The sequence below is a fragment of the Bacteroides sp. 51 genome, assembly GCF_010500965.1.
Classification (GTDB): Bacteria; Bacteroidota; Bacteroidia; order Bacteroidales; family Bacteroidaceae; genus Bacteroides.
In genome coordinates, this window is the sequence record NZ_QVMI01000018.1 from 1 (window position 1) to 24839 (window position 24839).

At 50.0% G+C, this 24839-nt stretch carries 14 protein-coding genes; 1 reads left to right on the forward strand and 13 read right to left on the reverse strand.

All coding sequences use genetic code 11. The annotated features are described in order from the left end of the window. Positions 1-118: 118 nt before the first annotated feature. Positions 119-973, reverse strand: a complete 855-nt coding sequence (locus D0T87_RS14160) for a fructosamine kinase family protein (RefSeq protein WP_163175796.1) — start codon at positions 971-973, stop codon at positions 119-121. Between the two features lie 109 nt (positions 974-1082). Here D0T87_RS14160 and D0T87_RS14165 point away from each other — a divergent pair, with 109 nt between their 5' ends. Continuing rightward, positions 1083-1991, forward strand: coding sequence for a YeiH family protein (locus D0T87_RS14165; protein ID WP_163175797.1), 909 nt, complete (start codon positions 1083-1085; stop codon positions 1989-1991). Between the two features lie 94 nt (positions 1992-2085). On the opposite strand, the gene D0T87_RS14170 is transcribed toward D0T87_RS14165, so the two are convergent. From D0T87_RS14170 to D0T87_RS14225, 12 genes are all read right to left on the reverse strand, one after another. Next, the gene (locus tag D0T87_RS14170) at positions 2086-3483 is read right to left on the reverse strand and encodes an RtcB family protein (protein ID WP_163175798.1); all 1398 of its coding nucleotides are present in this window, start codon (positions 3481-3483) and stop codon (positions 2086-2088) included. 445 nt (positions 3484-3928) lie between these two features. After that, the gene (locus tag D0T87_RS14175; protein WP_163175799.1) at positions 3929-6229 is read right to left on the reverse strand and encodes a glycoside hydrolase family 3 N-terminal domain-containing protein; all 2301 of its coding nucleotides are present in this window, start codon (positions 6227-6229) and stop codon (positions 3929-3931) included. A gap of 163 nt (positions 6230-6392) precedes the next feature. After that, on the reverse strand, positions 6393-7595 hold the full coding sequence (locus D0T87_RS14180) for an AGE family epimerase/isomerase (protein WP_163175800.1): 1203 nt from the start codon (positions 7593-7595) through the stop codon (positions 6393-6395). Further along, entirely contained in the window at positions 7592-8977 is a 1386-nt protein-coding gene (locus tag D0T87_RS14185; protein ID WP_163175801.1) for an MFS transporter, read from the reverse strand. Before D0T87_RS14185 ends, D0T87_RS14180 begins: the two co-directional genes overlap by 4 nt. A 25-nt stretch (positions 8978-9002) precedes the next feature. Beyond that, complete coding sequence (locus D0T87_RS14190) at positions 9003-10178, reverse strand: glycosidase (RefSeq protein WP_163175802.1); 1176 nt, start codon at positions 10176-10178, stop codon at positions 9003-9005. 12 nt (positions 10179-10190) lie between these two features. Further along, a complete protein-coding gene (locus D0T87_RS14195) occupies positions 10191-11327 on the reverse strand; it encodes a glycoside hydrolase family 26 protein (protein ID WP_163175803.1) in 1137 nt (378 codons plus the stop codon). 123 nt (positions 11328-11450) lie between these two features. Then, positions 11451-14324 carry a beta-glycosidase gene (locus D0T87_RS14200; RefSeq protein WP_163175804.1) on the reverse strand — a complete coding sequence of 958 codons (2874 nt, stop codon included), beginning with the start codon at positions 14322-14324 and terminating at the stop codon, positions 11451-11453. 127 nt (positions 14325-14451) lie between these two features. Beyond that, positions 14452-15783, reverse strand: coding sequence for a glycosyl hydrolase (locus D0T87_RS14205; protein ID WP_370526850.1), 1332 nt, complete (start codon positions 15781-15783; stop codon positions 14452-14454). A gap of 313 nt (positions 15784-16096) precedes the next feature. Continuing rightward, positions 16097-18457, reverse strand: a complete 2361-nt coding sequence (locus D0T87_RS14210; protein WP_163175805.1) for a hypothetical protein — start codon at positions 18455-18457, stop codon at positions 16097-16099. 21 nt (positions 18458-18478) lie between these two features. Next, positions 18479-19804 (reverse strand): glycan-binding surface protein, encoded by a 1326-nt coding sequence (locus D0T87_RS14215; RefSeq protein WP_163175889.1) that lies wholly within the window; start codon positions 19802-19804, stop codon positions 18479-18481. A gap of 17 nt (positions 19805-19821) precedes the next feature. Further along, on the reverse strand, positions 19822-21546 hold the full coding sequence (locus tag D0T87_RS14220) for a RagB/SusD family nutrient uptake outer membrane protein (RefSeq protein ID WP_163175806.1): 1725 nt from the start codon (positions 21544-21546) through the stop codon (positions 19822-19824). A gap of 21 nt (positions 21547-21567) precedes the next feature. After that, positions 21568-24735 carry a SusC/RagA family TonB-linked outer membrane protein gene (locus D0T87_RS14225; RefSeq protein WP_370526853.1) on the reverse strand — a complete coding sequence of 1056 codons (3168 nt, stop codon included), beginning with the start codon at positions 24733-24735 and terminating at the stop codon, positions 21568-21570. Between the last annotated feature and the right edge of the window lie 104 nt (positions 24736-24839).

The following is a 24839-nucleotide window of genomic DNA, read 5'->3' on the forward strand; positions in this document are numbered from 1 at the left end:
GTAAATGAGATACTTACTGAACACGATTACAAAAATGTCAAAGAACTAAATTATAAACAATTGAAAATCAGCTGGGAATAAGTGCCCAGCAATGATGTTAAATATGAGATACTAACCCTCAGATTCCGGCAATGGAAAGAGAAATCAGATGTTCGGCCTCAGAAAGATAATTCCGGCCAAACAGATTCAGATGATTCAGAACATGATACAATTTATACACATGCTCTCTTTGCTGCCAACCTTCGTTTAATGGATATTCCTTTTGATATGCCCGGTAGAATTCGGGAGAGAATCCACCAAAAAGCCTCGTCATAGCCAGGTCGGCCTCCCGATGCCCATAATAAACAGCCGGATCAATCAACATAGCCCGCCCGGAAGTATCGCACAGGAAATTCCCCGACCATAAATCACCATGAAGTAATGTAGGGGCCTCTATACTTCCTTCCAATAGAGCAGGCAAAAGCCTTTCCAGAATCTTAAAATCATGCCGTAGCTTGGCTGAAACAAAGCCGTTCTTCTCTGCCAGTTGATATTGAAAGAGCAATCGTTTATTAAAAAAGAACGTAGTCCAGTCGGTTCTTTCCTCTCCGGTAGCAATGTTCAATTGCGGGTTCATTCCTATGAAGTTATCTTCATAAAATCCATATTCGCAGCCTTCAAAACGATGCAACCGGGCAAAGGCACACCCGAACTCTTCAAAGAAATGAACGTCGGCACGACCGGGAGTGATATATTCGGTCAAAATAAAATCTTCGCACGCACCTACCACTTTGGCTACGCCCAAACCTTTGACTCTGGCTTTTGCCAATTCATTCAGTCCGTTTGCTTCGCATTGGTAGGCGGTAGAAGGTATTCCCTGCTTCAGGAAATATATCTTCCCGGAGGCTGTTTGTACACGCCCGGTACGATAAGGAATGTCTTTTATCTCCTCACCCAGTAAACCTTCTACACTATTTTTGATTTGCTTCGTCATATCCAGCTGCCGTATACCAACAAATATAGTGAAATCTTTTGAAGACAGCTATCGTTTAATTAGCATAGTAAGCAAAAACAATATACTTTTGCATAAAAAACAGAGCTTCATGCGAACCCGTATATTATTCATTATTCTCGTCATTTGCACCGCTTTCCTGTCGCCAGCACTCGCATTGCTTGCAGGAATTGTCTTTGCCCTTGTCTTTACACATCCATATCCACGTCAGAGCAAAAAGTCATCTAAATATTTACTGCAAGTTTCGGTTGTAGGATTAGGATTTGGAATGAACTTATATGATTCTCTGCAAGCCGGACGTGAGGGGATTACCTTCACTATTGTATCTGTAGTCGGCGTTATGGTTATCGGCTGGCTGATTGGACGCCAACTGAAAGTATCTCCCAAGATGTCATATCTCATCTCTTCGGGAACGGCAATCTGTGGAGGAAGCGCCATTGCTGCCGTTGCCCCTGTAATTGATGCGGATGAAAACGAAACCACCGTATCGCTTGCTGTTATTTTCTTATTGAACGCCTTGGCGCTTTTCATCTTTCCGCTAATTGGCGAGTATTTGCATCTTGCTCAAAAGGAATTCGGATTATGGGCTGCCATAGCTATACACGACACCAGTTCGGTAGTTGGAGCGGGAAAAGCGTATGGTCCGGAAGCACTAATGGTAGCCACAACCGTAAAACTAACCCGTGCACTTTGGATTATTCCGCTGTCGTTGGTTTCTATTCTGATATATAAAAAGAAAAAAGGGAATAAGATCAGTATTCCCTGGTTTATATTCTTCTTTATCGGAGCAATGATATTCAGCACTTTCGTACCTATACCTTCTGTTATACTAAAAGGTATTTCCATATTATCGCACAGTCTTTTATCGGTAACTCTCTTTCTGATAGGTTCTTCACTTTCCATTGAAGCCATCCGTAAAGTGGGTGTAAAGCCTATTGTATTAGGGGTTATTCTATGGATCATTATTTCTATCACATCGCTTTTGGTAATCACTTGGTAAACATAACGCCGTAGGGGCGGTTCGCGAACCGCCCGAAAATGGCTTCCTGTGCATTGGGCGGTTCGCGAACCGCCCCTACAAGCTTATAACCTTTTTACTCTTTATTCATTCTTACTATTCTTGGCATAAACTTGCCATGCACATCTACCAAAGCTTCCTGAGCCGACATGATACGATCAATATCTTTATAGGCCAGTGGAACCTCTTCTACACTTCCGCCAATAAGCGTAACCCCAGCTTGTGTAAGCATCTTCTTCAAGGCCGATTGGGTAAACTGTTCTTTGGCTTTTTGCCGCGACATAGCTCTTCCGGAACCATGCGAAGCGGAGTTCAGTGATTCGGCTACGCCTTTTCCACATACAAGATAACCGGGAGTAGCCATACTACCCGGAATCAGCCCTGGTTGTCCCTTGCCTGCCGGCGTAGCCCCTTTACGGTGAACAATAGCATAACGCCCGGGAGTGATTTCCTCCCGCCAGGCAAAATTGTGATGATTGCTGATATTGGCTATCACCCTCAACTCCAACGCCTTAGACAGATTGATCGCAATCCGCTCATGGCAAGCCTGGGCAAAATCACCCGCCAGGTTCATACTCATCCAATACTCCTGTCCGGCTTCGGTATTCAAATCCAACCAGGCAAAATGCTGCGCTTCGCGCGGAAGTTTGCAGACTTCCCTTGCAATATCACAGTAATGTTTCGCAATGGCAGCCCCCATACCGCGTGAACCGGAGTGAGAAAGCAACGCTGTATAACTGCCGGACGGCAAGCCTAATACATTGCCATCAATTAGTTCAATCTCTCCAAACTCCACAAAATGATTGCCGCCACCGGAAGTCCCCAACTGACGACCGGCTTTGCCATGCAACATTTTCAACAAAGGAGTCAGTCCGAATTCTTCCCGCTCCAAGATTTCATGTTCCTGGACAAAGCGCAATCCGCCATCCATGCCAAAATGCGTGTATTCTTTAAGCGCCACCTTTATCTGATGTGAATAGCGTTGCAGGAAATTCACATGGGCATCGAACACGGTTAAACTCATCCGGCAGCCAATGTCCAAGCCGACAGCGTAAGGAAGCACTGCATTTTCTGTAGCCAGTACACCACCTATCGGTAGCCCGTATCCGGCGTGTGCATCGGGCATCAATGCTCCGGCCACTGTTACAGGCAATCGCATAGCGAGCTGCATTTGCTGTTTGGCCAGGCTTTCGATGTATTTATTGCCATACGTTTTGTATGCCAACGGTTCGTTGTATAACTCGTATACAGTAAAATGTTTATCTGTCACTGTGGGAGCAAAGTGCTCGGCCAGTTTGTGCCAGATTTCGTTATTCTTATATTTCTCAGGGTATTGCAACAAATCGGCTAACGTAGTCTCAATCTGTTGCTTATTATCGTGTTTGCAATGTTTGTTCACGATATTAATAGCCAGACTACGAGCCACATTGTTGGTATACCCCAGTTTACTTAATTCTTTAGGTCGTATTCCCATAATAGTTTTTTATACATAGATATAGAGGGAAAACAGTAGTGATTATATATACACTGCTCCCCTGCGACACGATGCCAGGAGTAGCCATACAGCAAACCCTGTCAACGAATCGACATGATAAATTAAAAATGTAATAATGAAATTCAGGGGTTGATTAACCGGCAGACCAGAATAGGTGCCGTTCCCCCACTTGCGATGTTTATTTTATCTCCAACATAATTCGTTCCCTTTCCTGTATATTTAAAGGGTTAATATTCATTTCCGGGGACAAATTTACATAAAAAGAATGATTTAAAAGCGAATCGAATAAAAAAATTAATAAACACAGAGTCGCAGACACACAGAGTTTTTATTCTTTCTCTGTTTCTCTGCGACTCTGTGCTCATTCTATTTATAGAAGAAAGTAGATATTTAAACTACCAAAACGAAGTCCTATAAACAGGGCTTACTTTTTTACCATAAATGTTCCTTTCAGCAATGCACCATCCTCAGAAGAAGCCCCCACCATTACTACAAACTCTCCCGGTTCTACGATCCAGTTCATTTTCTTGTCGTAAAAGCCTAGTTTATCGGGGGTAATCTTAAATACGACTTCCTTAGTCTCTCCGGCCTTCAACGACACTCGGGCAAAGTCTTTCAGTTCTTTCACCGGACGGGTTACGCTACTAAATGTATCGCGCAGATAAAGCTGGGCAATTTCCACGCCATCATGTTTTCCTGTATTGGTGATCTTTACACTCACATTTACTGTGCCATCTTTGGCTATTTCATTGGCGGAAAGTTGTAGATCACTATATTTATATGTAGTGTAAGACAGTCCGTGTCCAAACGGCCAAAGTGGAGTGCTTGGTTTCACGGCATACGGATGGAAGTATTGCGAGGGTTTATGGTTATAAATCATCTGTGTCTGGCCTACGCTACGCGGAATGGTTACAGCCAGTTTTGCCGTTGGGTTAACCTTACCGTACAGGATCTCGGCAACTGCTTGTCCGGCATACATACCGGGTGCCCATGCTTCGATGATGGCAGGAAGATGCTCTGCCGCCCATTCTACCCCTAACGGACGACCGTTTACCAGGATCAGGATGGTTGGCTTACCGGAAGCGGCAACTTTCTCGATAAGTTCGTTTTGTAATCCCACCAGATCAATGTCCGAGCGGTCGGTATCTTCACCGTCTGTACGATCATGCCAACGGAAACGCATCATATATTCTCCGGCCACAACAATATTCAGGTCGGCATCTTTGGCGCGGGTAGCTGCTTCGGCCACCTTCTGCGGGTCCATATTACGTGGATCCCAGCCCTGATCTACGAAGTCGAATTGCGTACCGGGGGCTATTTGGCGCAATCCTCTCAGGATGGTCGAAACATTCTCTTCTTTTTGTACGGCGCTCCAGTCGCCCAGCACGTTCATATCATCGGCATTGATACCGGTTACGAGTACGCGTTTGTATTTAGAAGCATCCAACGGCAATACGCCGTCATTTTTCAGAAGCACGATACTGTTTCTTGCAGCCTCCAAGGCGGTGGCGCGATGTTCATCGCTCAGGCGGATTTGCATGCTCTTTTGTTCATCGGCAAAAGGTTGTTCGAACAATCCCAGGCGGAACTTGACATCGAGTATGCGACGCACAGATTCGTCTATCCGTTCCTCGGACAGGCGACCTTCTTTTACAAGTTCCACCACCATTTCGTTCCAGTGTACGCCGTGCATGTGCATATCCATTCCGGCATCAATAGATTGGTAAAAGGCTTCTTTAAGGTTCTCGGCCGTGGCATGCAGATCGTGGATGTGTTCAATATCCATCCAGTCGCTCACTACAAATCCGGGGAATTTCCATTCGCCACGGAGTACATCCTGCATCAGCCATTCATTGCTATGACACGGAATGCCGTTCAACTCGTTATGGGCGGTCATGAGCGACAGGGCACCGGCTTCAACTCCTGCCTTGAAGGGCGGGAAGAAGACTTCGCGGATAGTACGTTCGGATAAGTCGGTGGGCGAGCCGTTGGTTCCATTAATCGGTTGACTGCCTCCTACAAAATGTTTGATGCACGCCAGTACATCTTCCGAGCCATTCAGCCCTCCCTGATACCCTTTCACGGATTCTACTCCCATCTGTGTAACCAGATAAGGGTCTTCGCCAAAGGTTTCGCCTACCCGCCCCCAGCGTGGGTCGCGGGCGACTTCTACATTCGGATTGAACGTCCAATGCATATTCATGGCACGCATTTCTTTGGCCGTCTGCCGTGCTATTTTGTAGGCCATGTCCGTGTCGAACGAGCACGCTAGTCCGATATTTGTAGGGTAAACCGTGTTATCAGGTGCATTAGCATTGCCATGAATGGCATCAATCCCGAAGATAATCGGAATTTTCAGGCGGCTCTTCATGGCCAGAGACTGCAGGTAGTTGGCCTCTTCGATGGTGAGTACATGTAGGAATGAGCCGATCAATCCTTGTTCCGTCCACCGTTCCACATCTTTTACGGTCACGCCCGGATAGAATGCGTTGGCCGTGTTGTTCTTCAGCTCATCTTCGGTCATGCTTGCGCTGTTGGCCTTGATGTGTTCAATACCGACAAATTGGTTCATCTGACCAACTTTTTCTTCCAAAGTCATCCGACCGATCAGGTCTTCCACCCGGTCTTTCACGGGTACTTGGGGGTCTTTGTAGCGCTCCTTCGCGCTTCCGTCGAAAGACAGTAAAGACGTTGCTAATGCCATGGCTATAATTTGTTTTTTCATGGTTACAAAATTAAATATATACAATGAAACAGCCCGTTTTCGGGGTTTCTTTGTGGTGTACCTTTTCTTTCTGTTTAGGGGTTGATTTGTTAACTGCCCCGCCAGAGAATGTTTTGATAAAATTTCAAAAAACAATAAATCCGAGCCCTTGGCAAGATTGAAATCAACCGTTTTTTTTGAATCTTTCTATTATTTCCATGCACATCCGGCCGTTGTGATAGGGGCATTTCCAGAACCCGGCTTTATCGTCGGTATGGTTTACGGCACCGGCTTCGGCGATGCTCCAAAACCATTCGCCGTGGGTGTTATCTACCAAATGATCCCGGGTAAACAGCCAGCAGTTTAGCGCTTTATCGAGTGCATCTTCGTCGCCGAAGTGCTGATAAAGGTTCAGATAGCCAACCACCGCCTCGGCCTGCACCCACCAGTGACGATCTTTGTAAAGATGCCCGGTGTCGAGGTTGCGTTCATAGATCATGCTACCATCGGGCAGTAAACCTTCGGCGGCGGCACGCGCTATTTGTACGATAATGGGCTCCACCTTTGCTAAGAGAGGCTTATCGTCCAGTTCCAGGGCGGCTTCATGGATGAGCCAGGAGGCTTCGATATCATGGCCGTAAGAATACAGGTTATATTTGCTTTCCCAATCGTTATTGAAGAAGAGTTGCAGATGCCCGTTGGACGGGTTCCAAATCTGATCCGTAAAAAGATGAACGAGATTATACAACTGTTTCTTTAGCCGCTCGTCCTTCCACACCCGGTACAGGTTGGTGTAAGGTTCGAGGATGTGCAAATGCGTATTCATGGTTTTGCGCTCGTTGGCATCTTTGTCGCTCAAACGCATATCGGCAATCTCGTTCCACTGGCGGTCGAATGCTTCGTAATATCCATTCTTCAGGGTATCGAAACTGTGGATTTCGATGCTTTCGAATAGGCGGATAGCATAAGCCAGCGCCTCTTCATCTCGGGTGGCACGGTAATATTCGCTCAATCCGTAGATGGCGAAGCCCAGGGCATAGATTTGTTTCTTGGTACTCGATGGACGGCCTTTATAATCGAGCGACCAATACAAGCCACCAAACTCCTGATCATAAAAATGGTCGATGATGTAGCGTTTGGCACGGGTAGCGACGTCCAGGTACTCCGCCTTTTTCAACAGGCGGTAAGCAGCCGAGAACGTCCAGAGGATGCGGCAATTCAGGATAGCCCCTTTATCGGCTTCGGGCATGGGCTGCTCCGTTCCGGTGATGCGGCCGTAGAAACCGCCGTGTTCCTGGTCGACCATATTGTTCATCCAGTAAGGCAGGATGTTGGTGGTCAGTACGCGGTGGGGTTCTTCCTTTAGTAAGGAGATTATTTTATTCATTCTTGTTGGTCTTTACGGATCACTTTCAGTTGTTTGTCAATCTCGGCCACCTTGTCCTTTGTTAATGGATAGAAGTAAACGACGGTCACAGCCAGTATGGCGACCGCGGCGGGTATCCAACTCATGAGCAGGTTTAGGCCGGTCAATGCTTCGGGCGTTTGTACAGCTCCCATTTCTGTGTTGTAGCCAAAGGTGGCGAGTATCCACATTACCGCGGCACCACCAAAGGCGCCGCCAAACTTCTGGGCCATGGAGGAAGAGGAAAAGATCAGTCCGGTAGAAGCCGTTCCGTCTCTTAGTTCGGCGTAATCAGATACATCGGCATACATACTCCATATCAATGGGGAGACGATGCCCGTGCAGACAGAAATAATCACTTGCATGATAAGCATCAGCCAAAGCCCAAGCGGAGAAAGAGGCAGATAGAAGAAAAGGATACTCAGGAATGCCAACGCAACCATTGTCGAAATATAGGTCGACTTCTTGCCCAGCCTTCGCGACAGGGGAACAGTCAACACCACGCCTACCATATTCGCCACCTCGCCCACTCCGAGGAAAAGCCCAGCATAGAACAGGATGGAGAGATCGCCCAGGTTCAGGAACATGCCATCACCTATATAGTCCTTAAAGAAATACGCAGCCGTTGCACCACGCACGGTATTGAAAAGGTTGGAACACAATGCCGCACCGATCAATATCCACCAAGGGGTATTGGACAACAGTGACCGGAAATCCTTTCCTATCGAAACGGTGGAGACGCTTTTTATCCGCTCGCGCGTCATCGTGAAACTAAGCAGGAAGCCAAGCATGGATATAAAAGCAACCACAATCATGGCGTACTGCCAACTTGCCGGTTGCGACCCGGTATGCTCCCGGAAGCAGTTACACAACGGTTCCCAGGCAAACAGCGCAATAAAGCTACCGCTGTAAGCAAAGAACATACGGTAGGAGGAGAAAACAGTTTTCGTATCCGAATCGTCGGTCATTACGCCGAGCATGGCACCGTAAGGTACGTTGATACCGGTGTAGACGGTCATCATCAGGATGTAGGTGATGTATGCCCACACCAGTTTACCGGTCTGCCCCACGTCGGGGGTGGTGAAGAGCAATACGCCGCAAATGGCAAACGGTAGCGCCACCCAAAGCAAATAGGGGCGATACTTACCCCAGCGGGTATGGGTGCGGTCGGCGATGATACCCATCATCGGGTCGGAGACGGCATCCCACACGCGGGTTACCAAAAGCAGAAGCGCGGTGTCTTCCAGCGTAAGCCCGTAGATGTTGGAGTAGAATATGGGGAGGTAGTAAGAGAATATCTTCCAAAACATGGACGACGACATGTCTCCGAACCCGTAACCGATCTTTTCTTTTAGTGTTGCCATAGTAGGGAATTGGATTGCAATGTAGTTACTTTTTCAGTAATTCGAGATTGCTGGTAATTAGTTTTTTCAATGTTTCTACCGAAGCCGAAGAAGTCAGCCCGTCTTGCGGGGTGTTCATGCAGTAATCCACCAGTTTGTCGATGGTCGATGTAGCCACATGCATGCGGGTATCGCAGGAAGCGTAGTAGATGTACACGGTGCCGTCTTCATCGGCTATCCAACCATTGGTAAAGAGCACGTTGGATACATCGCCCACGCGTTCCTCGCCTTCGGGGGCCATAAAGTGCCCGGCGGGAGAAGCGATGAGTTGGGTAGGGTCTTCCAGCGAGGTCATGTACATGTAAAGCACGTAACGCAGACCAGCCGCGCAGTTGCGCACACCATGCGCCAGGTGCAACCAGCCTTTCTCGGTCTTTATAGGGTGCGGACCTTCGCCGTTCTTCACTTCCTTAATGGTGTGGTAGTAGCGATGGTCGATGATGGTCTCTTCGGTTACGATGGCGTGGGTCATATCGTCTACCAGGGTCCAGCCGATGCCGCCGCCTTTTCCTGTGTCGATGAAACCATCCTGCGGGCGGGTGTACAAGGCGTACTTCCCGTCCACAAACTCGGGGTGGAGGACAACGTTGCGCTGCTGACTTTTGGTTTGCAGGTCGGGCAAACGCTCCCAGGTTTTAAGGTCTTGGGTACGGGCAATGGCTGCGGTTGCCGTTGCTGCCGACAGGTTGCCGGCGGGCGCTGTATCGTCGTGGCGTTCGGCACAGAAGATGCCGTAAATCCAGCCGTCTTCGTGGGCGGTGAGCCGCATATCGTAAATGTTGGTGGCCGGGATGATGTCCTCGGGCATAGTTACCGGGTAATCCCAGAACTGGAAGTTATCAATACCGTTGGGACTCTCGGCGATGGCGAAGAACGATTTACGGTCTACCCCCTCCACACGTACCACCATGAGGTACTTACCGTTCCACTTCATTGCGCCCGAGTTCATGGTAGCATTCATGCCGATGCGTTCCATGAGGTAAGGGTTGGACTTCTCGTCGAAATCATAGCGCCAGAACAGCGGGGTATGTTCTGCTGTGAGCACAGGGTATTTGTAGCGGTTGTACACGCCGTTGCTTTTGGCTAACATTTCATTCTTGCGAGTGATCAGGGTATGGTGTTCAGCGGTTAGTTTGCTGATCTTTTCTTTAAAGGAGTTCATAATCTTAGTCACTTATCTTACGGTTTCACTATATATATTTAGTTCTCTTGCGTCGTTGGCAAACAAGGTTTTCGGGTCGTTGTAGAACTTCACGAAATCGGCTGCGGAGGTTTGGCCCGGGTATGGAGCATAGTAATGCGTCTCACGTTCGCGGGCATTGCGCCATACCACTACATAGCTCACGGGGTATTCGGCCAGGATGGGCAACAAGGTTTCCGTCCACCATACCGGGTCGGGGATGGCTTCGTAGCCGGTCTCTGTTACGGCCAAGGCTTTGTTGTGCGACTTCGCTATTTCGGTAATGAGGCGTAGCGACTTGTGCATATCCGCTTCGTAGACCGCTTCATCGAACTGGTAGCAATCGAAGCCGATAAGGTCGATGATATCATCGCCGGGGTAGCGTTCCAGGTACTCCTCCGGGGTGTTGGGTTCGGAGCCGGGCGAGTATGCGTAGAGCAGGTTGTTGACTTTCTTTTCGCACAGGCGGTCGTAGGTGAGCCGCCAAAGGGCTTTGTACTGTTCGGCCGTGCAGAGGTTTTGTCCCCACCAGAACCAGCTTCCGGTATGTTCGTGCCAGGGGCGGAAGAGGATAGGGATTTTGACGCCGTTCTCTGTTGTCAGGGAGTGCATGAAATTGGCGACATGATCCAGCCAGGTGAGGAAGGTTTCGTGGTTTGCACCGCCGGGCAGTACGGAGGCAACTATGGTGGTATCGCTTACATCCCACGAATCGCCACCGGTTACGGGGTTATCGAGGTGCCAGCTGATGGTACTCATTCCGCCGCGGTTGTATTGGGCGATAATTTCTTCACGTATCTTTTCGAAGCTGATCTTATCGAGGCTTTGGTCGCGACCGAGTTCAATGCGTCCCAGATCGAAGGACATCACAGCGGGATAATCGCCGCAGACACTTTTCACGTCGCTTCGACCTTCGTCACCTTCCCAGCCGATGCCGTAGAGGGGGGCGTCGTGGTGGCCGAATAGGATGCCGTGTTGGTGCATGGTCTTTAGGCTTGTGAGCAGAGTTTCTGTCTCGGCGGTGCGGGCGAAGCCTTCGGTTTGTTTCTCTTTTTTGCCTGCGGGGTTGCATGATGCCAGGCTTGCGATGAGCAATGCCCCGGCCAGGTATGGGTTTATTCTTCTAAGCATAGTCTATTCTTTTTCTGTTTAACTGAGTTACAAATGTACGAACTGATATTGGCACTTAATTATACTGTTTTATCTAATCCTAATACGATTTTAGCAATCGTACTTCCTCATCTCTTTTCCTTGTTAATAGGATACGTTTATCACGCCTTCGATCACCAGTCCGGCCGCGCTGGCATTGAACAGCGCGGATAATTCGTCGGGACTGAGGGAGTATTGCGGGGCAAAGACGCGGGAATCCATGTAGCGATATATGGATTGCAGCAGTTGTTTGCACGCCGCATACTCGCTGCCCTTCAGAAGGTCGGCCATGCAAACAAATAGTTTGCCTTTGCCCACCCAGCACTCGAAGATGACACCAAGTTTATGGTTGCGTTCCATATTGTCGATGGCTTCGACAATCATCCCGGTTTCGGAGGCAAGCTGATCCATGATGAGCGGGCGGGCGTTCTTTGCCACCGCCCACCATTGCCAATCGCTATGTGAGGAGGTGGGAAAGCCGGCGAATAGCGGGTGCTCGTCTTCGATCAAGTAGCCGAGGGTTCCGGGGGATACGGGCTTTTTGTTGTTCTCGGATATGGATTTGAACATCGAGTAGTTCCAGTAATCGTTGGTAAACAATCCGCCTACGGTTTGCTGGGGGTAGGCGTCGGCAGCGGGCATGAGTAATACTTTTTTGCCTTTAGCTAATGCGCGCAGCAGTTCATCGTTCGCCTGGGTAAAGACCTCGACCGATGCTGGTTTCTTTACGCTCGCGACCGGATATACCCAGAGGTTGTAGCTGTTCATGTACCGGGTGCCACGCAAGGCGAGGGTCAGGCGAAGGGCACGGGCCTCCTTTATATCCGAGAGGGGGATTTCTACTTCCCCGATCTCTGCCAGTCCACGGGAGATTTCGTTTTGCATAAGCGAACCGGTTCTGAGGTGGCTGCCGGTGGCAGGGTCGGTCAACGCCCAGTCTATGGCGATGTGCTGTAAGGGACGTTCGGCATAATTGAATAGCTTGACGGTGCCTCGCAGCATTTCATTGTTGTTCCAGGTGTAGGATTCGCTCTCCCAAAGGGGTACGATCGGGGCGTTGAATTGCGAGAATTCTTCCGGGGTGGTGATACCTTTGCTGTCCATAAAGGCATCGAGCAGGCCGACCAGGGCAGTGCCTTGTCCGGGGAAGTCCTGGATATCGAGCATCTGGAACCCGGCTAGGGTGGAGGTGCGCAGGCTCATCTCCATATCGGCTTTGTAGCAGAGCAGGCTCAGGGCGCCGCTGGCGCGGAAGAAGCGTTCTACTTTGTCGATGCCGTATTTGTCGTGGGTGAGGGTGCAGAAGCGTTCGAGGTTATGGGGAGCCAATACGCCGGTGTATTTTTTGAGTTCGCCGGCGTTGGGGTATATCTGGAATTGTCCGGTTTCGTGCGCAATGACGGGTTTCCGGGTCTTCGCCACTCCCGCATCGAAGTTCATCGTGGTGTTGGGGTAAGTAGCGTTCAGGAGTCCGCCGTCGATGGCATCGGCAAACGAGAAGGAGCTGCGAACGTGTGGTTCGTAGGCCTCGTCGTTTTGTCCGCCTACGCGGCAGGCTACAATGATATCTTCAGTGCCTTGCTCGCCAAGCCAGCCGAGGTTGAAGTTTGAACCGAGGGCGTAGAGGTGGCGGGGGTCGTACCAGCGAAGGGAGCGGGTAATTCCTTTCATGCCGTCGACGCTGCCCCAAAGTTCGTTACCGGTGGAGAAGCACACGAAAGAGGGATGGTTTCCGAAATCGTCCATCACGCCGCGACCTTCACGAATGAGGAACGCGTTGACAGGGCCGTCCATTTCTTCGTCTACCCCACCCCAGATGGGGAGTTCGGGTTGCAGATAGAAACCTTTCAGGTCGGCGGCCTCAAAAGCGGCGGCCGGCGGGCACCACGAATGGAAGCGAACATGGTTGAAGCCGTAGGATTGGAGGATATCGAAGTAGCGCATCCAATCGGCCCGATTCATGGGTGCATAACCGGTGAGGGGAAATACGCAGCCGTCGTGCTTACCACGCAGAAAGGTGGGCGTTCCGTTGATAGTGAGGGTTCGTCCTTCGGCGCGGAATTCGCGCAGGCCGATGGTAATTTCTTTTGAGTCGGAAGGGGTTCCGGCAGCCGAGAGCGTCAGGTTCAGCCGGTATAAATTGGGCGCGTATTCGCTCCACAGGCGAGCGTCGGCGCCGAGTGGGTATTCGACTGTGTATTCGTGTTCGCCCGCGAGGGCCGTGATTTCAATGTCTTTGGGTGCCGGAGCATGGACATCGGCCCCGGTGGAATTAAACAGGTAGCTGTTTATGCGGAGCATAGCGTGGACATCGCTATCGGAACAGTTTTTAATGTGTGCCTTTAGCGTCACCATCCGCCGGACTACGTCGGGGTAGGCCTGAATCCGCTGGATATGTACCGTCGGCAGGGCTTGGAGGTACATTTGCCCCAGAATGCCGTTCCAGTTAGTCTGCGTATCGTCGCTCCATTGGTGGGAGGAACAGATAACTTCGGGTAAGCCGCAGCCGTCGCCATTGTCGACAAGGATGGTGAGTAGGTGCTTGCCGGGGGATAGATCGGTGGGCAGGTTGTAGGTTTGGGAGGAGGCGATGACAAGTGAATTGCCTATATATCGTCCGTCGACCCATACGTGGGTGGGTTTAGTACGCTCAAGATGCAGTACCACGGGGGCGCCCGCCCAGGAGGCAGGAATGTTGATTTCTTTTTGGTACCAGGCGCGGCCGGCAAAGGCATATTTGCGCGACAGGCGGGTGGTTTCGAACGAGGTTAGCGGCTCCCCTTTCCGCGCTTCGTCGAGCGTGGCGGGCAGCACGATGGCATCGTCGTAAGGAATGATGGCAAATTGTCCGACGGGGAACCCTTGCTGCTGGTCGACAAAGAGCTTCCAGTATCCGCTTAGGTCTATTCGCATGGCGGGCTGTGCGGACAGGGCAATGACCGAGGCTAAGAGGAGGAGAGAGATGGTAACTTTTTTCATTTGTACTAGCTCTTTTTGTGGGTTTGTGGGAAATTGGATCGTTTATCATACCCTTTACCTGCGGGAGGTACTAAAAGTGATCAATTCTAGTACCTCTGCCATGAAAAAGGTATGAACTTATGTTGTATTAGAAGCCCGGAAGCTGGTCGCGGGTAACCACAAAGCTCTGGCTCATGGCATCCGTCCACCAGGCATCGGAAGCGTGCGGGGTTTCGGCATTGGCATTGTCATACCAGGGCATAAACCATGACCAGCGCGCCCCGGCCGTCCATTGTTCGGAGATCAGGCCGACTGTTCCGCACTCGGTCAAGCCGATGAGCTTGGTCGAATACACATCGTCGATGGTCTGATACTGACCGGCTGCGGTCGCAGCATCCTTGTCGTACAGGTCGCGCCCGATGATATCGACATAGCTATCGCCCGGATACCAATCGGCGTCGCCGGTCTCGGTGGTCCACACCCAGATCAGGTTGTTTACGCCCTCGGCCTTGAAGTAATCGAACATGGCCACCCAGAGTTCCTTCTGCGAGTCGGCATCTTTGCCCCACCAGAACCAGCCGCCTGCGGCTTCATGGAACGGACGCCAGATTACAGCGATGTTTTCGCTCTGTAGCTGTTTCAGCGAGGTGGCAACTTTGGCCAGGTCGGCAGTAAAGACTTCGTTCTCCCAGGTGCCGCTGGCGGTGGCGTTGGCGGCATCGAAGGTGGTTTCTTCTTTGTAAAAGGCGTATTCGTCGCTACCCTCCTCGGCCGGCACGTTCCAGTGCCACATGATGGATACCAATCCACCGGCCGTCCACCAGTTCTTTACAGGCGAAATATCGCTGTAGTCAATCCAGTTGGCGGGCGAGAAAGGCAGGTGCACATAGTCGAAGGTATTGATAGCCGGATATTTTCCGGTCAATGTATGTACACGGTCGGCCTCTTCGGTGTTCCAGTTCACGTTTGCCATAGCACCCGACAGCATTTTTCCGCCGTAGGCCTCTACCAGGTAGTTGTAGACTTTCTGCGTTACAGCCGTCGCCGAAGCGTTAACCAACGAGGGGACTATATTCGCTGTGGCAAACTGAAGGTTCACGGCAGCCGCCGGCATCTTGTTCGGGCCCAGCACTACGCCCTCGGGGATATTAATTGAGTACGTCTTTCCACGCTCTAACCGAACATCAATCACCAGATCGGTATTTGAGCCGTACACATTGGCGCCAACGATGGTGCCACCGTCGCCCGTCAAAGTGATTGCGGATAGATTGCTTGTGGCAAAGAAGACGTTCTTATCATACTTCACGGTAATGGTGGTGCTGCCGTGCTTTACGTCGGTTGCGCCATCCGCCGGTACGGAAGATACAAATACCGGCGCATTTACCTGCGGGATGTCGTGCTCAACGTCCGTGTCGCAAGCTGCGAAAGCAAGCGCCGCGACAAGGGGGAGGATACATTTTATAGTTAACTTTTTCATCATGGTTTATTTAAATAATTATTTGTAAGAGTGATAAGTGCATCGTCACTGCCAATTACCATCCTCCGCTGCCCTTCGTATATCTCTGCCAGTCCTCCCTCCCCCGGCAAGCCGGGTACTCCCTCCAAAGGGAGACAACCATGCGGACAGCGAGGCGCTGCACCCAGGTTGCCATGCGGCATCGTGTCCTCCCTTGGGGGAGGTGCCCGCTTGCGGGCGGAGGAGGAATGTTATCATAACCGAATTGTTCTACATTTAATATAGTATTCTCCAGATGACAGGATTTGACTTATAATACACCCTCTTACAGCTTTATCTATTCTATCGTAACTTTATTAAAGATCAAGTCGCTGCCCTGGATAATAAGACCTGCACCGGGATAGTCGCTATCGGCTGCCCCTGCATTAGCTGCAATCTGATCCAGAATATCCCGGGTGAGTTTCAACTCGACTACGCGGTTGGTGTCGAATGTCCATCCAAACCACTCGTCGTTGGTTGGTACCAGTGTGTTGCTTCCAACTTCTTCAAAGACCAAACCACCCCAAGATCCATCATTGATTTGAGCCTGTGCCCATACATCTGTTATCTGACCAAAGTAGAAACGTAGCTTGGCATTCGCTTTTACGCCGTTAAACACAGCTGCCGGAACTACAACCCGTCCGCCTTCACCCCAGGTAAGCGTTACCGGGCCGCTCCACACGGTGGTTTCCAGAGAAATCTCATACCACACGCTCACTTTATCCACAATACATCCTTCGCCTTGTATAATGATACCGGTATCGCCCCAGCCATCATCCGTATTCATCACAAAGTCGTAGAACTCCTGCGTTACATCAAACTCGATCACAGGCGGACAATCATCGGCATTGTATGCAATCGTTGTGAATGATCCCCAGTTCGCATGGTTAATCTGGATTTGCGTGTACCCATAAGTCTTCACAAAGAAGCGCAATTTAGCACCTGCTGCAAAGCCTGCGTTCACCAAGTCTGTTTTAGTGAGACTGAACGATTTACCCCAAGAACCGAGGTCGGTCATTTCGTTCATGATTATATTCTCAATCTCCGTAGCAGGAATAAAGTCGATGGTGTAATCGATAGAACCGTTGGAAGAAATCAACGTCACCTTACTACCCTTACCCGACACCTGCGGCACGCTGATATAAAGCTTGCTGCCGTTGATGATGAACTGCACGGTTTGTCCGTTCACCTGAACACCAGTCAGCTTATCGCCGTTCTCCACCTGAATATCAAGTACCTCGCCGCCTCTCAACTCCTCGTCTTCGCCCGGCAATACAGGGATGAAGCAGAACTCAGGCGATTCGATGGTTAGTTTGCTTGTCTCTACCGTTTCACCATTTGCCATTACCAGCGTAAGCACACCGGTTTCCACGTTCATGGTAGGCATGGTAAACGTCAGCGAAGTGGGCGACTGGGCGGTCACTTCCATTTCAGCGCCACCGGTAAAGATTACTTTCGCCACCAGGTCGAGGTTCTTACCCAGGATACCAATCTCGTTACCCAGAGAAACCGCATCATTTACATAAGAGCCGAACTCAGGTTTCTGCGTTTCGATGGCCACTTCTACCGAAGCACCGCTACCCGTGTTGAGCAATAGATTTCCGCTGATAGCCGCATCCGGCATAGTTACTTTGACCTCCGTTGCGCTCTGCGCATCGGGCGCCACAGCCGCCTCCACACCAGGGAAGGTGATATCTGTGATCAGTTCCATGCTCTTACCCGTCAGCGTGATAACCGCACCACCGCGAAGTTCGGTTGCAGGAGTTGCCACTACATCCGTAGGCAGCGCCATACCGATCCGGGCAATAACTACCGCCACACCCGAAGCGGGGATCATCACAATTTCACCGTCCGTCATATTATCCGGCAGCACAAAGCTGATGGTTTGACCGGCCTCTTTCGTTTCAAAGACAAATTCCACTTCGTCGCCGTTCGGCATCCGGATGGCTTTCACCAGGTCAAGGTCTTTACCTGTGATGATGATGGTTTCGCCCGGCTTCTTGCCCGTCAGGTCGAGTGCTTCTTCGACGGCAGGCAGGGTCACGATCAGTTCATCGGCAGAGTAAATCCAGTTAGGAATTTCGGCACCATCCGAGATGATGATCTTACCGGTTTGCGCCTCGGCAGGAACCGTCAGTTTGATTTCCTTGCGCGACTGACTGATAAAGTCTTCGGCAAGTACGGTTACATCATCCACAAAGATCACCTCGCCGATCAGATTCAGGTAGTCGCCCGTAATGGTCAACACCTCGCCCGCTTTGATGGTAGCCGGGGTAACAGCCTCCAACTCGATAGGTTCTGTAAAGGTGATTTCGGTCTTTGTGGTAATCGTTCCGTTCGCCCAGTTCAGGACAATTAAGCCCTGCGTTGCAGTCTGCGGAACCGTCACCCGAATCTCTTCGTTGCTGATTACCTTAATCTCTGTGACATCGCCACTACCGGGAATCTCAACAGAGGTGATCTTATCCATACCGCTACCGATGAAGCGGAGTTCGCCGCCGCGTGCCACCGGACAAGGTCCGAAGACATTCAGGTTAACGCCACCCAGGAATTGGTTCGTATCTTCGTCTTCCCCATTGCAGCAAGCCGTAAACGACAAACCACTGAAGAGCATCAGGCACATCATCCAAAGTGCCGGCAATTTATATGTTTTATTCATATCAGTATTCATTATTAAAGGTTACTCAATAGGTACTACGCGAATATTGTCGATACACAATACCGGATTACAATCGGCACCCGCTACACCACCGTGCCATACGAAGAAGGTCAATCCGGTGAGGTAATCGGCAGAGAATGCCGTTCCGCAAGCTGCCCCTTCGTGCGTTTTGGTAAAGTCGGATAGCCGGAACGAAATAGTTACCCATTTGTCGGCCGTATCATAAGAACCGGTTGCACTCCAAGGCATCCACAAGCCGCGAGGCAAATTTGTATCGGAGTAGAAAGCATTGTTCTCGGTTGGCATAGTTACATTTGCATTCGAAGTAAACATCATCTGCAAAGCAGCCGATTGCCAAGGGTTGGAAGAAGGAACCAAGAGTTCGAACTTCAACTGCAAACCGGAAACGCCATATTCTTCAATCATAGCGGCAAACTCCGGCAAAGATGAAAGCTCGGGGTAGTCCCTTGCTAGTTCAGGATTTTTAGGATTTTCAGGCGTTTCGGGCCAGTAGTTGAAACCAAAGTTATCTTCCGCCCATGTGGCACCAATCTCGCCAAGCATCTCCATGCCACCAAAGTAGAGGTAAGCACCGTCAATACCCAGTTCATCATCCCGCACCACACCGTCACGCCAACCGTGACCGATTGCCATACCACCATGAGAACCATCCCAATCGAACAGTATATTGCGTGTATCGTGATACTGGAAAGCAGAACGGGAAGAGCCATAGATTGTGCTTACTGTTATGTAACCCTCGGGAGCATTATCCGGAAGAATAAAGCTAACAGCCGTCTTCGTGATTTTGCTTATATTGGCTACAGGCACATTGCCCGCCATGGTAATGGTAAGCGGCACATTCGGATCATCCAACAGGTAATCGCCATAAATCGTTACCTCCGTGCCCGGGTGTGCATATTCGCAAGACATAGACGCTACCTGCGGAGCGGGAACAATCACTTTAAAGTCGTACGCTACAGTTTGGTTATCCTTCGTAATCATGTAGATTTTATCGGTCACATCCGTAGGGATGCCGCCCGGTACATCAACCAATACCGTATAATCGGTCATGTAGCTGGTATTCAGAACAGCCTTTTGGTCATTGAAGTAAAGTTCGTAAATGCTACGCAGGTTTTCCCCCACCAGGCAAATGGTATTGTCCATGTAAGCGCCCACCAGCAGCGAGTCGGCTGCGGCCGGGTTGGGAACCCGAACATATTTCACGGTAGGTATGCCACCCGCCACTTCGTATTTATCCGGTTCGTCCTCGCAAGCCGTCATTGAGAAGCCCATTACGACAACAGCTGCCGCAAAGAACCAGTTTAGAACTATTTTATTCGATTTCATCATTCAAGATATTAGAGTTAATAACTAAATTCGGTACGAACATCCACCGAGATCGGGTCTTTCATCAGATTCGGGTTGAACACCACGTCCTCTGTCGGGAAGGGCAACGTAAAGCTGCTTTCCGTCACGTTGGGAGCTGGGGTATCGGTGTTGTATCTTACCTCGCTTGCGTCATACGACCACTTTCCTGTTTCGTAATAGTTTTCATACGCACTGTCCAGGCTGTAGATTTCGTTGCGGCGTTGGCCCTTCAACTCATTAATAGCCCTCTGCGGATTGTGGTACGACAATCGTACGTAATCGTACCAACGGTCGCCTTCCATAGCCAGTTCCAAACGGCGCTCTTTCCATACATCATCCCACGTAATGGTAGTGGGACGGGTAGCAGCAGCCACCGAACGACTGCGCACCTTATAATACGCATCAATAGCACTGGCATCGCTTGTAGAAGAATTGGTACCCATCATAGCCTCGGCATAAACCAAATAAACATCCGACAGGCGCAGCAGGTGCGTAGCCAAACCGCTGCACATATTACCAGCCGAGAGCCCCAAGGCTTGTTGGTGGTCGTAACCATTGCCAAAGAGGTGTTTCACGGTGTTTGAACCGGTAGCCGATTGCAAACTACCCGGACCTCCCTTGCCATAGTTATCCACATCGTACAGGAACTTCAGGTAATCGAAGCCACCTTTATCTGTCCAGAAGTATTCGTATTTATCTCCCGGAAGCATCAGCGTAGCCTTGCGGCGAACATCCGTATCAATGCGCGAGCTTGGATCGTCCAGGGCGTTGGCTCCGAACGCATCCTGCAAGTCAACCGACATACCGGCGTAACCGCCCCAACAGTCGCCAAACTCGCTGAAGCCCACAATACCCAAGTCACTTTGCAATGTATTCTGCGCGGTCCATGGGTCACGGGTAGGATACCACAACCAGGAGATGAGACATTCTTCGTTTGTATTGTTCACCAAACGGAACACATCCGAGTAGTTATCCAACAGTTGGCGACCGGAGTTATCAATCACATCTTTCGCCAGTTCGGCAGCCTTAGCCAAATCGCTGCTGTTGAGCGTACCGCTCACACCCGCTTTGGTCAGGTACACTTTAGCCAGCAGAGCCTTAGCGGCATATTGATCAATGCGACCGTCGAATTTGGTGGCGGCAGGAAGCAACTCGATCGCTTTCTCTAGCGTCATTACAATGTACTCGTACACATCTTCTCTCTTCACTTTGTACTTTTCGTTGTACGTACCGGCTGCCAATTCCGCATTGTTATCATGTATGATGGGCACATCGCCAAACGTACGAACCAGGTAGAAGTATGCCATGCCTTTCCATGCCAGACACTCGCCCATACACTGATTGATTACCGCTTCGGAAGCGTTGGCCGATTGCAGGTTGGAGTACACCGTATTGGCATGTGCATTCACTGCCCACAAAGAGTAAGACATGTTAATCAAATCGGCATCCGTACCGTTCACGCTAAAGTCCAGATAAGGACTGCTTCCCATGTAATAGTTGCCGGAAAACACCTCGCCCACCTTGATGAATCCGCGTTGGAAATCATACCAGGGAGAGTTGTACAGGTAGTTTACACCCTGAATGCACTGGGTATCGTTCTGGTAGAAGTTATCTACGTTGTAGTTATCTTCTGTGGGGCGATCCAGGAAATCATCACAAGAGGTGAATCCCATGTTCAGCACTGCTGCAAACGCCCAATATTTTATATTCTTTACTTTCATATATCTTCTGTTTTTAAACTGTTAGAATGAGAGATTCACTCCAAATGAATAAACGGTAGGCGACGGATAACGTCCGTTATCCACTCCGTATGTATACCCTTGCGAGTCGGCTGTGCTGGCACCTATTTCAGGGTCGTAGCCGTCATAACCGGTAATCGTCAGCAGGTTCTGAATGTTGGCATAAAGCCGTAGGTTCTCCAGACCGATCTTCTTTACCATCTTCTTGGGGAATGTGTATCCCAATGCAATGTTCTTCAAGCGAATGTAAGAACCATCCTCTATGTAACGGTCACTCACACGGTCATTATCGTTAGGGTCGGATAGCGAAGCACGTGGAATAGAAGTTCCGGGGTTGGCTACCTTAATGTTTTCTATATGGTCGTACCACTGGGAACCATCTGCATACACAATGCTGGCATCAATAGGCACAAGCACTGCACGATCTTTAATAGAAGTCAACTGATTGGTCCAGGCCGAGTTCATGTGCGTTAGCTTCATGCTCATGTAGTTCATTACCTTGTTTCCGTAAGAACCGTTGATAAAGATTGAGAGGTCGAAGTTCTTATAACGGAAGGTATTTGTCCAGCCAAAGGTAAAGTCGGGCATGGGCGAACCGATGTTGGTGCGGTCGTATTCGTCAATAACACCATCGGGCACACCATCAGGACCACTTAGGTCTTTGTATTTAATATCGCCCACCCAAACGGTGTTACCCCGGTTGAAGTTACCGTCACTGGGATATTTAGAAGGCTTCGCAGAAGTCTGAATGTCTTCAAGGTCTGTGTAAACACCATCGCAAACATAACCGTAGAAGTTGTACAGCGATTTACCAATTTCGGATACGCTGATTACGTCGCCCCACTGTCCGTAACCTGGGATTTGAACGTTGGAAGTTCCCGAAAGGGATTTCAGTTTATTCCTGTTGATGGATAGTTGGAAGTCAGAGTCCCACTCAAAGTTTCCTATCAGCGGACGAGTGTTCAGGGTGAATTCAACCCCTTTGTTCTCAATGCTACCATAGTTACCCTTAGGAGCTGCCAATGCAGAAGAGCCGTTACCTTGCGTACCCATGTAGGAAGGTAACTGAAGTTGCATCAACATGTCGTTGGAAGTCTTCTTGTACCAATCTATCGTCAGGTTGATGCGGCTATTCAGGAAGCTAACGTCCAAACCTACGTTGAACTGTTCTTGCGATTCCCAGCGAATGGAAGAGTTGGCTATGTTGGCAGGACGATATCCGGTACCCAGTCCCGAAGGCATGCGGCTAATGGAAGAACCCCATGCATAAGAGCCGATGTTAGAGTTACCGGTTTGCCCCCAGCCCAGGCGGAGTTTACCGTTGTCGATTATATCCTTAAACGGTTCGAAGAACTTCTCGTTAGAGAAACGCCACGAAGCAGCTACCGAGTGGAAGCCCGCCCAACGGTTGTCCGGTCCAAAGTTAGAAGAACCGTCGTAACGATAGGTATAGGTAGCCAGGTAGCGATCGTCGTAGTTATAGTTCAGGCGGGTAAAGACAGAGGCCATGGCTGCACTACCGAAACCGGAGTTGATAGACGGAGTTCCTGTTCCCAGTGATGGGTTATGCACTTCGTCCGAAGGCAATGCGGTATTGGAAACGCTGGTAAAGTCGTATTCTGATTCCCAGCACTCCTGACCCACCATCACAGTATAGTAATGTTTATCAATAGCGCCATTGTAGGTCACATAGTTCTTAAGTTGCCAGAAGGTGCTGCTGTTCTTCTGAATGCTGCTAAAGTTAGAAGCGCGCGACCATCCGCCCAGGTCGACCATCGGTTGATAGCGGTCGGCCTTGGAGCTGCTGATGTCATAGCCTAATTCGGCATGCCATACCAGGTTTTTGATAGGGGTTACTTCAAAGAAGATGTTACCTGTTAGTTTCTGACGCTTCAACAGGATATCATCCATCAGCGCCAATGCCACCGGATTGGGATTGGTATATCCTTCCCGAACAACGGTTGCATAGCTGCCATCTACATTATAAATAGGTATATCGGGCAGAGTGGTCAAGGAGTAATTAATCAAACCCTCGTCGCTATCGGCCAGCTTCAAGTCGTCGTTGGTGGTAGAGTAAGTGGCGCTTAATCCTAGTTTCAACCATCTCTTCAACTGAGCGTCCAGGTTGGTGCGGACAGAGAAACGATTGAAGTTAGAACCGATAATCGTACCATCCTGATCCATATAAGAAGACGACACATAGTACTGAACTTTCTCGCTTCCACCCTGTGCAGACACCTGATGTTGGTGTTGCAAGGCCGTCTGGAAGATAGCATCCTGCCAGTTCGTACCCACACCCAGTAAAGAAGGGTCGGCATAGTAGTTGCTCTCTTTTACCTGACCTGTAGAAGCCAGATCGTTGTAGAACTCGGCATATTCGCGCAGGTTCAACATATCCAGGCGTTTGGTTTGGCGTTGCACGGCCATCATGCCGTCATACGTAAACTTTGCTTCGCCGACCTTACCGCGTTTGGTAGTAATCAGCACTACACCGTTGGCGCCCTGGGCACCGTAGATGGCAGTGGCCGAAGCATCTTTCAGAATCTCCATACTCACAATATCCGCCGGGTTGATGGTGGAAAGCGGAGAGATGGTAGAAACCTTACCGTTACCCAGCGCATCGCCCAAACCGAAGTCGGAACCGCTGTTACCGCCACCTTGCACGATAACACCGTCGATAACATACAAGGGTTCGGCGCCCGCATTAATGGTAGCTTGCCCACGTACGCGGATAGAAGAGGATGAACCCGGAGCACCGGAAGTAGACACCGCCGTTACACCGGCAGCACGCCCTTGCAGCGACTGGTCGAGATTGGTAATAATAGAACCTTTGATCTTGTCTTCGCCCATAGAAACGGACGCTCCCGAAAGGTCGCTTTTCTTCATGGTTCCGTAACCTACTACAACGACTTCGTCGAGCAGTTTGGAATCTTCTTTCATCACGACGCTGACGGTAGTCTGGCCGGATTTAAGTGTAATTTCCTGTGGCTGATAACCGATGGAGGAGAAAGTAAGTACGGTTTTCCCGGCAGGGAGACTGATACTGAACTTTCCATTGATGTCGGTTATGGTACCTGTAGCGGTACCTTTCACGAGTACGCTGGCTCCAATCATGGGCGAGTTATCGGTACCATCGGTAACCGTACCGGTAACTGTTGTCTGTTGGGCCATTACATGGCAGCTCATGGCGAGCGCCAGTAGAAACAACATAATGTTCTTCATAATGTATTCAATAGATTTAGCGGCAACGTGCCGCTGCGAAGTTTTGCTAAAGG

What these genes read in the sequence shown, in the direction of transcription:
- D0T87_RS14165 (WP_163175797.1), top strand. Translation starts at nt 1,083, where the DNA reads ATGCGAACCCGTATATTATTCATTATTCTCGTCATTTGCACCGCTTTC.
- D0T87_RS14180 (WP_163175800.1), bottom strand. Translation starts at nt 7,595, where the DNA reads ATGAATAAAATAATCTCCTTACTAAAGGAAGAACCCCACCGCGTACTG.
- D0T87_RS14205 (WP_370526850.1), bottom strand. Translation starts at nt 15,783, where the DNA reads ATGATGAAAAAGTTAACTATAAAATGTATCCTCCCCCTTGTCGCGGCG.
- D0T87_RS14200 (WP_163175804.1), bottom strand. Translation starts at nt 14,324, where the DNA reads ATGAAAAAAGTTACCATCTCTCTCCTCCTCTTAGCCTCGGTCATTGCC.
- D0T87_RS14190 (WP_163175802.1), bottom strand. Translation starts at nt 10,178, where the DNA reads ATGAACTCCTTTAAAGAAAAGATCAGCAAACTAACCGCTGAACACCAT.
- D0T87_RS14185 (WP_163175801.1), bottom strand. Translation starts at nt 8,977, where the DNA reads ATGGCAACACTAAAAGAAAAGATCGGTTACGGGTTCGGAGACATGTCG.
- D0T87_RS14220 (WP_163175806.1), bottom strand. Translation starts at nt 21,546, where the DNA reads ATGAAAGTAAAGAATATAAAATATTGGGCGTTTGCAGCAGTGCTGAAC.
- D0T87_RS14195 (WP_163175803.1), bottom strand. Translation starts at nt 11,327, where the DNA reads ATGCTTAGAAGAATAAACCCATACCTGGCCGGGGCATTGCTCATCGCA.
- D0T87_RS14160 (WP_163175796.1), bottom strand. Translation starts at nt 973, where the DNA reads ATGACGAAGCAAATCAAAAATAGTGTAGAAGGTTTACTGGGTGAGGAG.
- D0T87_RS14215 (WP_163175889.1), bottom strand. Translation starts at nt 19,804, where the DNA reads ATGAAATCGAATAAAATAGTTCTAAACTGGTTCTTTGCGGCAGCTGTT.
- D0T87_RS14175 (WP_163175799.1), bottom strand. Translation starts at nt 6,229, where the DNA reads ATGAAAAAACAAATTATAGCCATGGCATTAGCAACGTCTTTACTGTCT.
- D0T87_RS14210 (WP_163175805.1), bottom strand. Translation starts at nt 18,457, where the DNA reads ATGAATAAAACATATAAATTGCCGGCACTTTGGATGATGTGCCTGATG.
- D0T87_RS14225 (WP_370526853.1), bottom strand. Translation starts at nt 24,735, where the DNA reads ATGGCCCAACAGACAACAGTTACCGGTACGGTTACCGATGGTACCGAT.
- D0T87_RS14170 (WP_163175798.1), bottom strand. Translation starts at nt 3,483, where the DNA reads ATGGGAATACGACCTAAAGAATTAAGTAAACTGGGGTATACCAACAAT.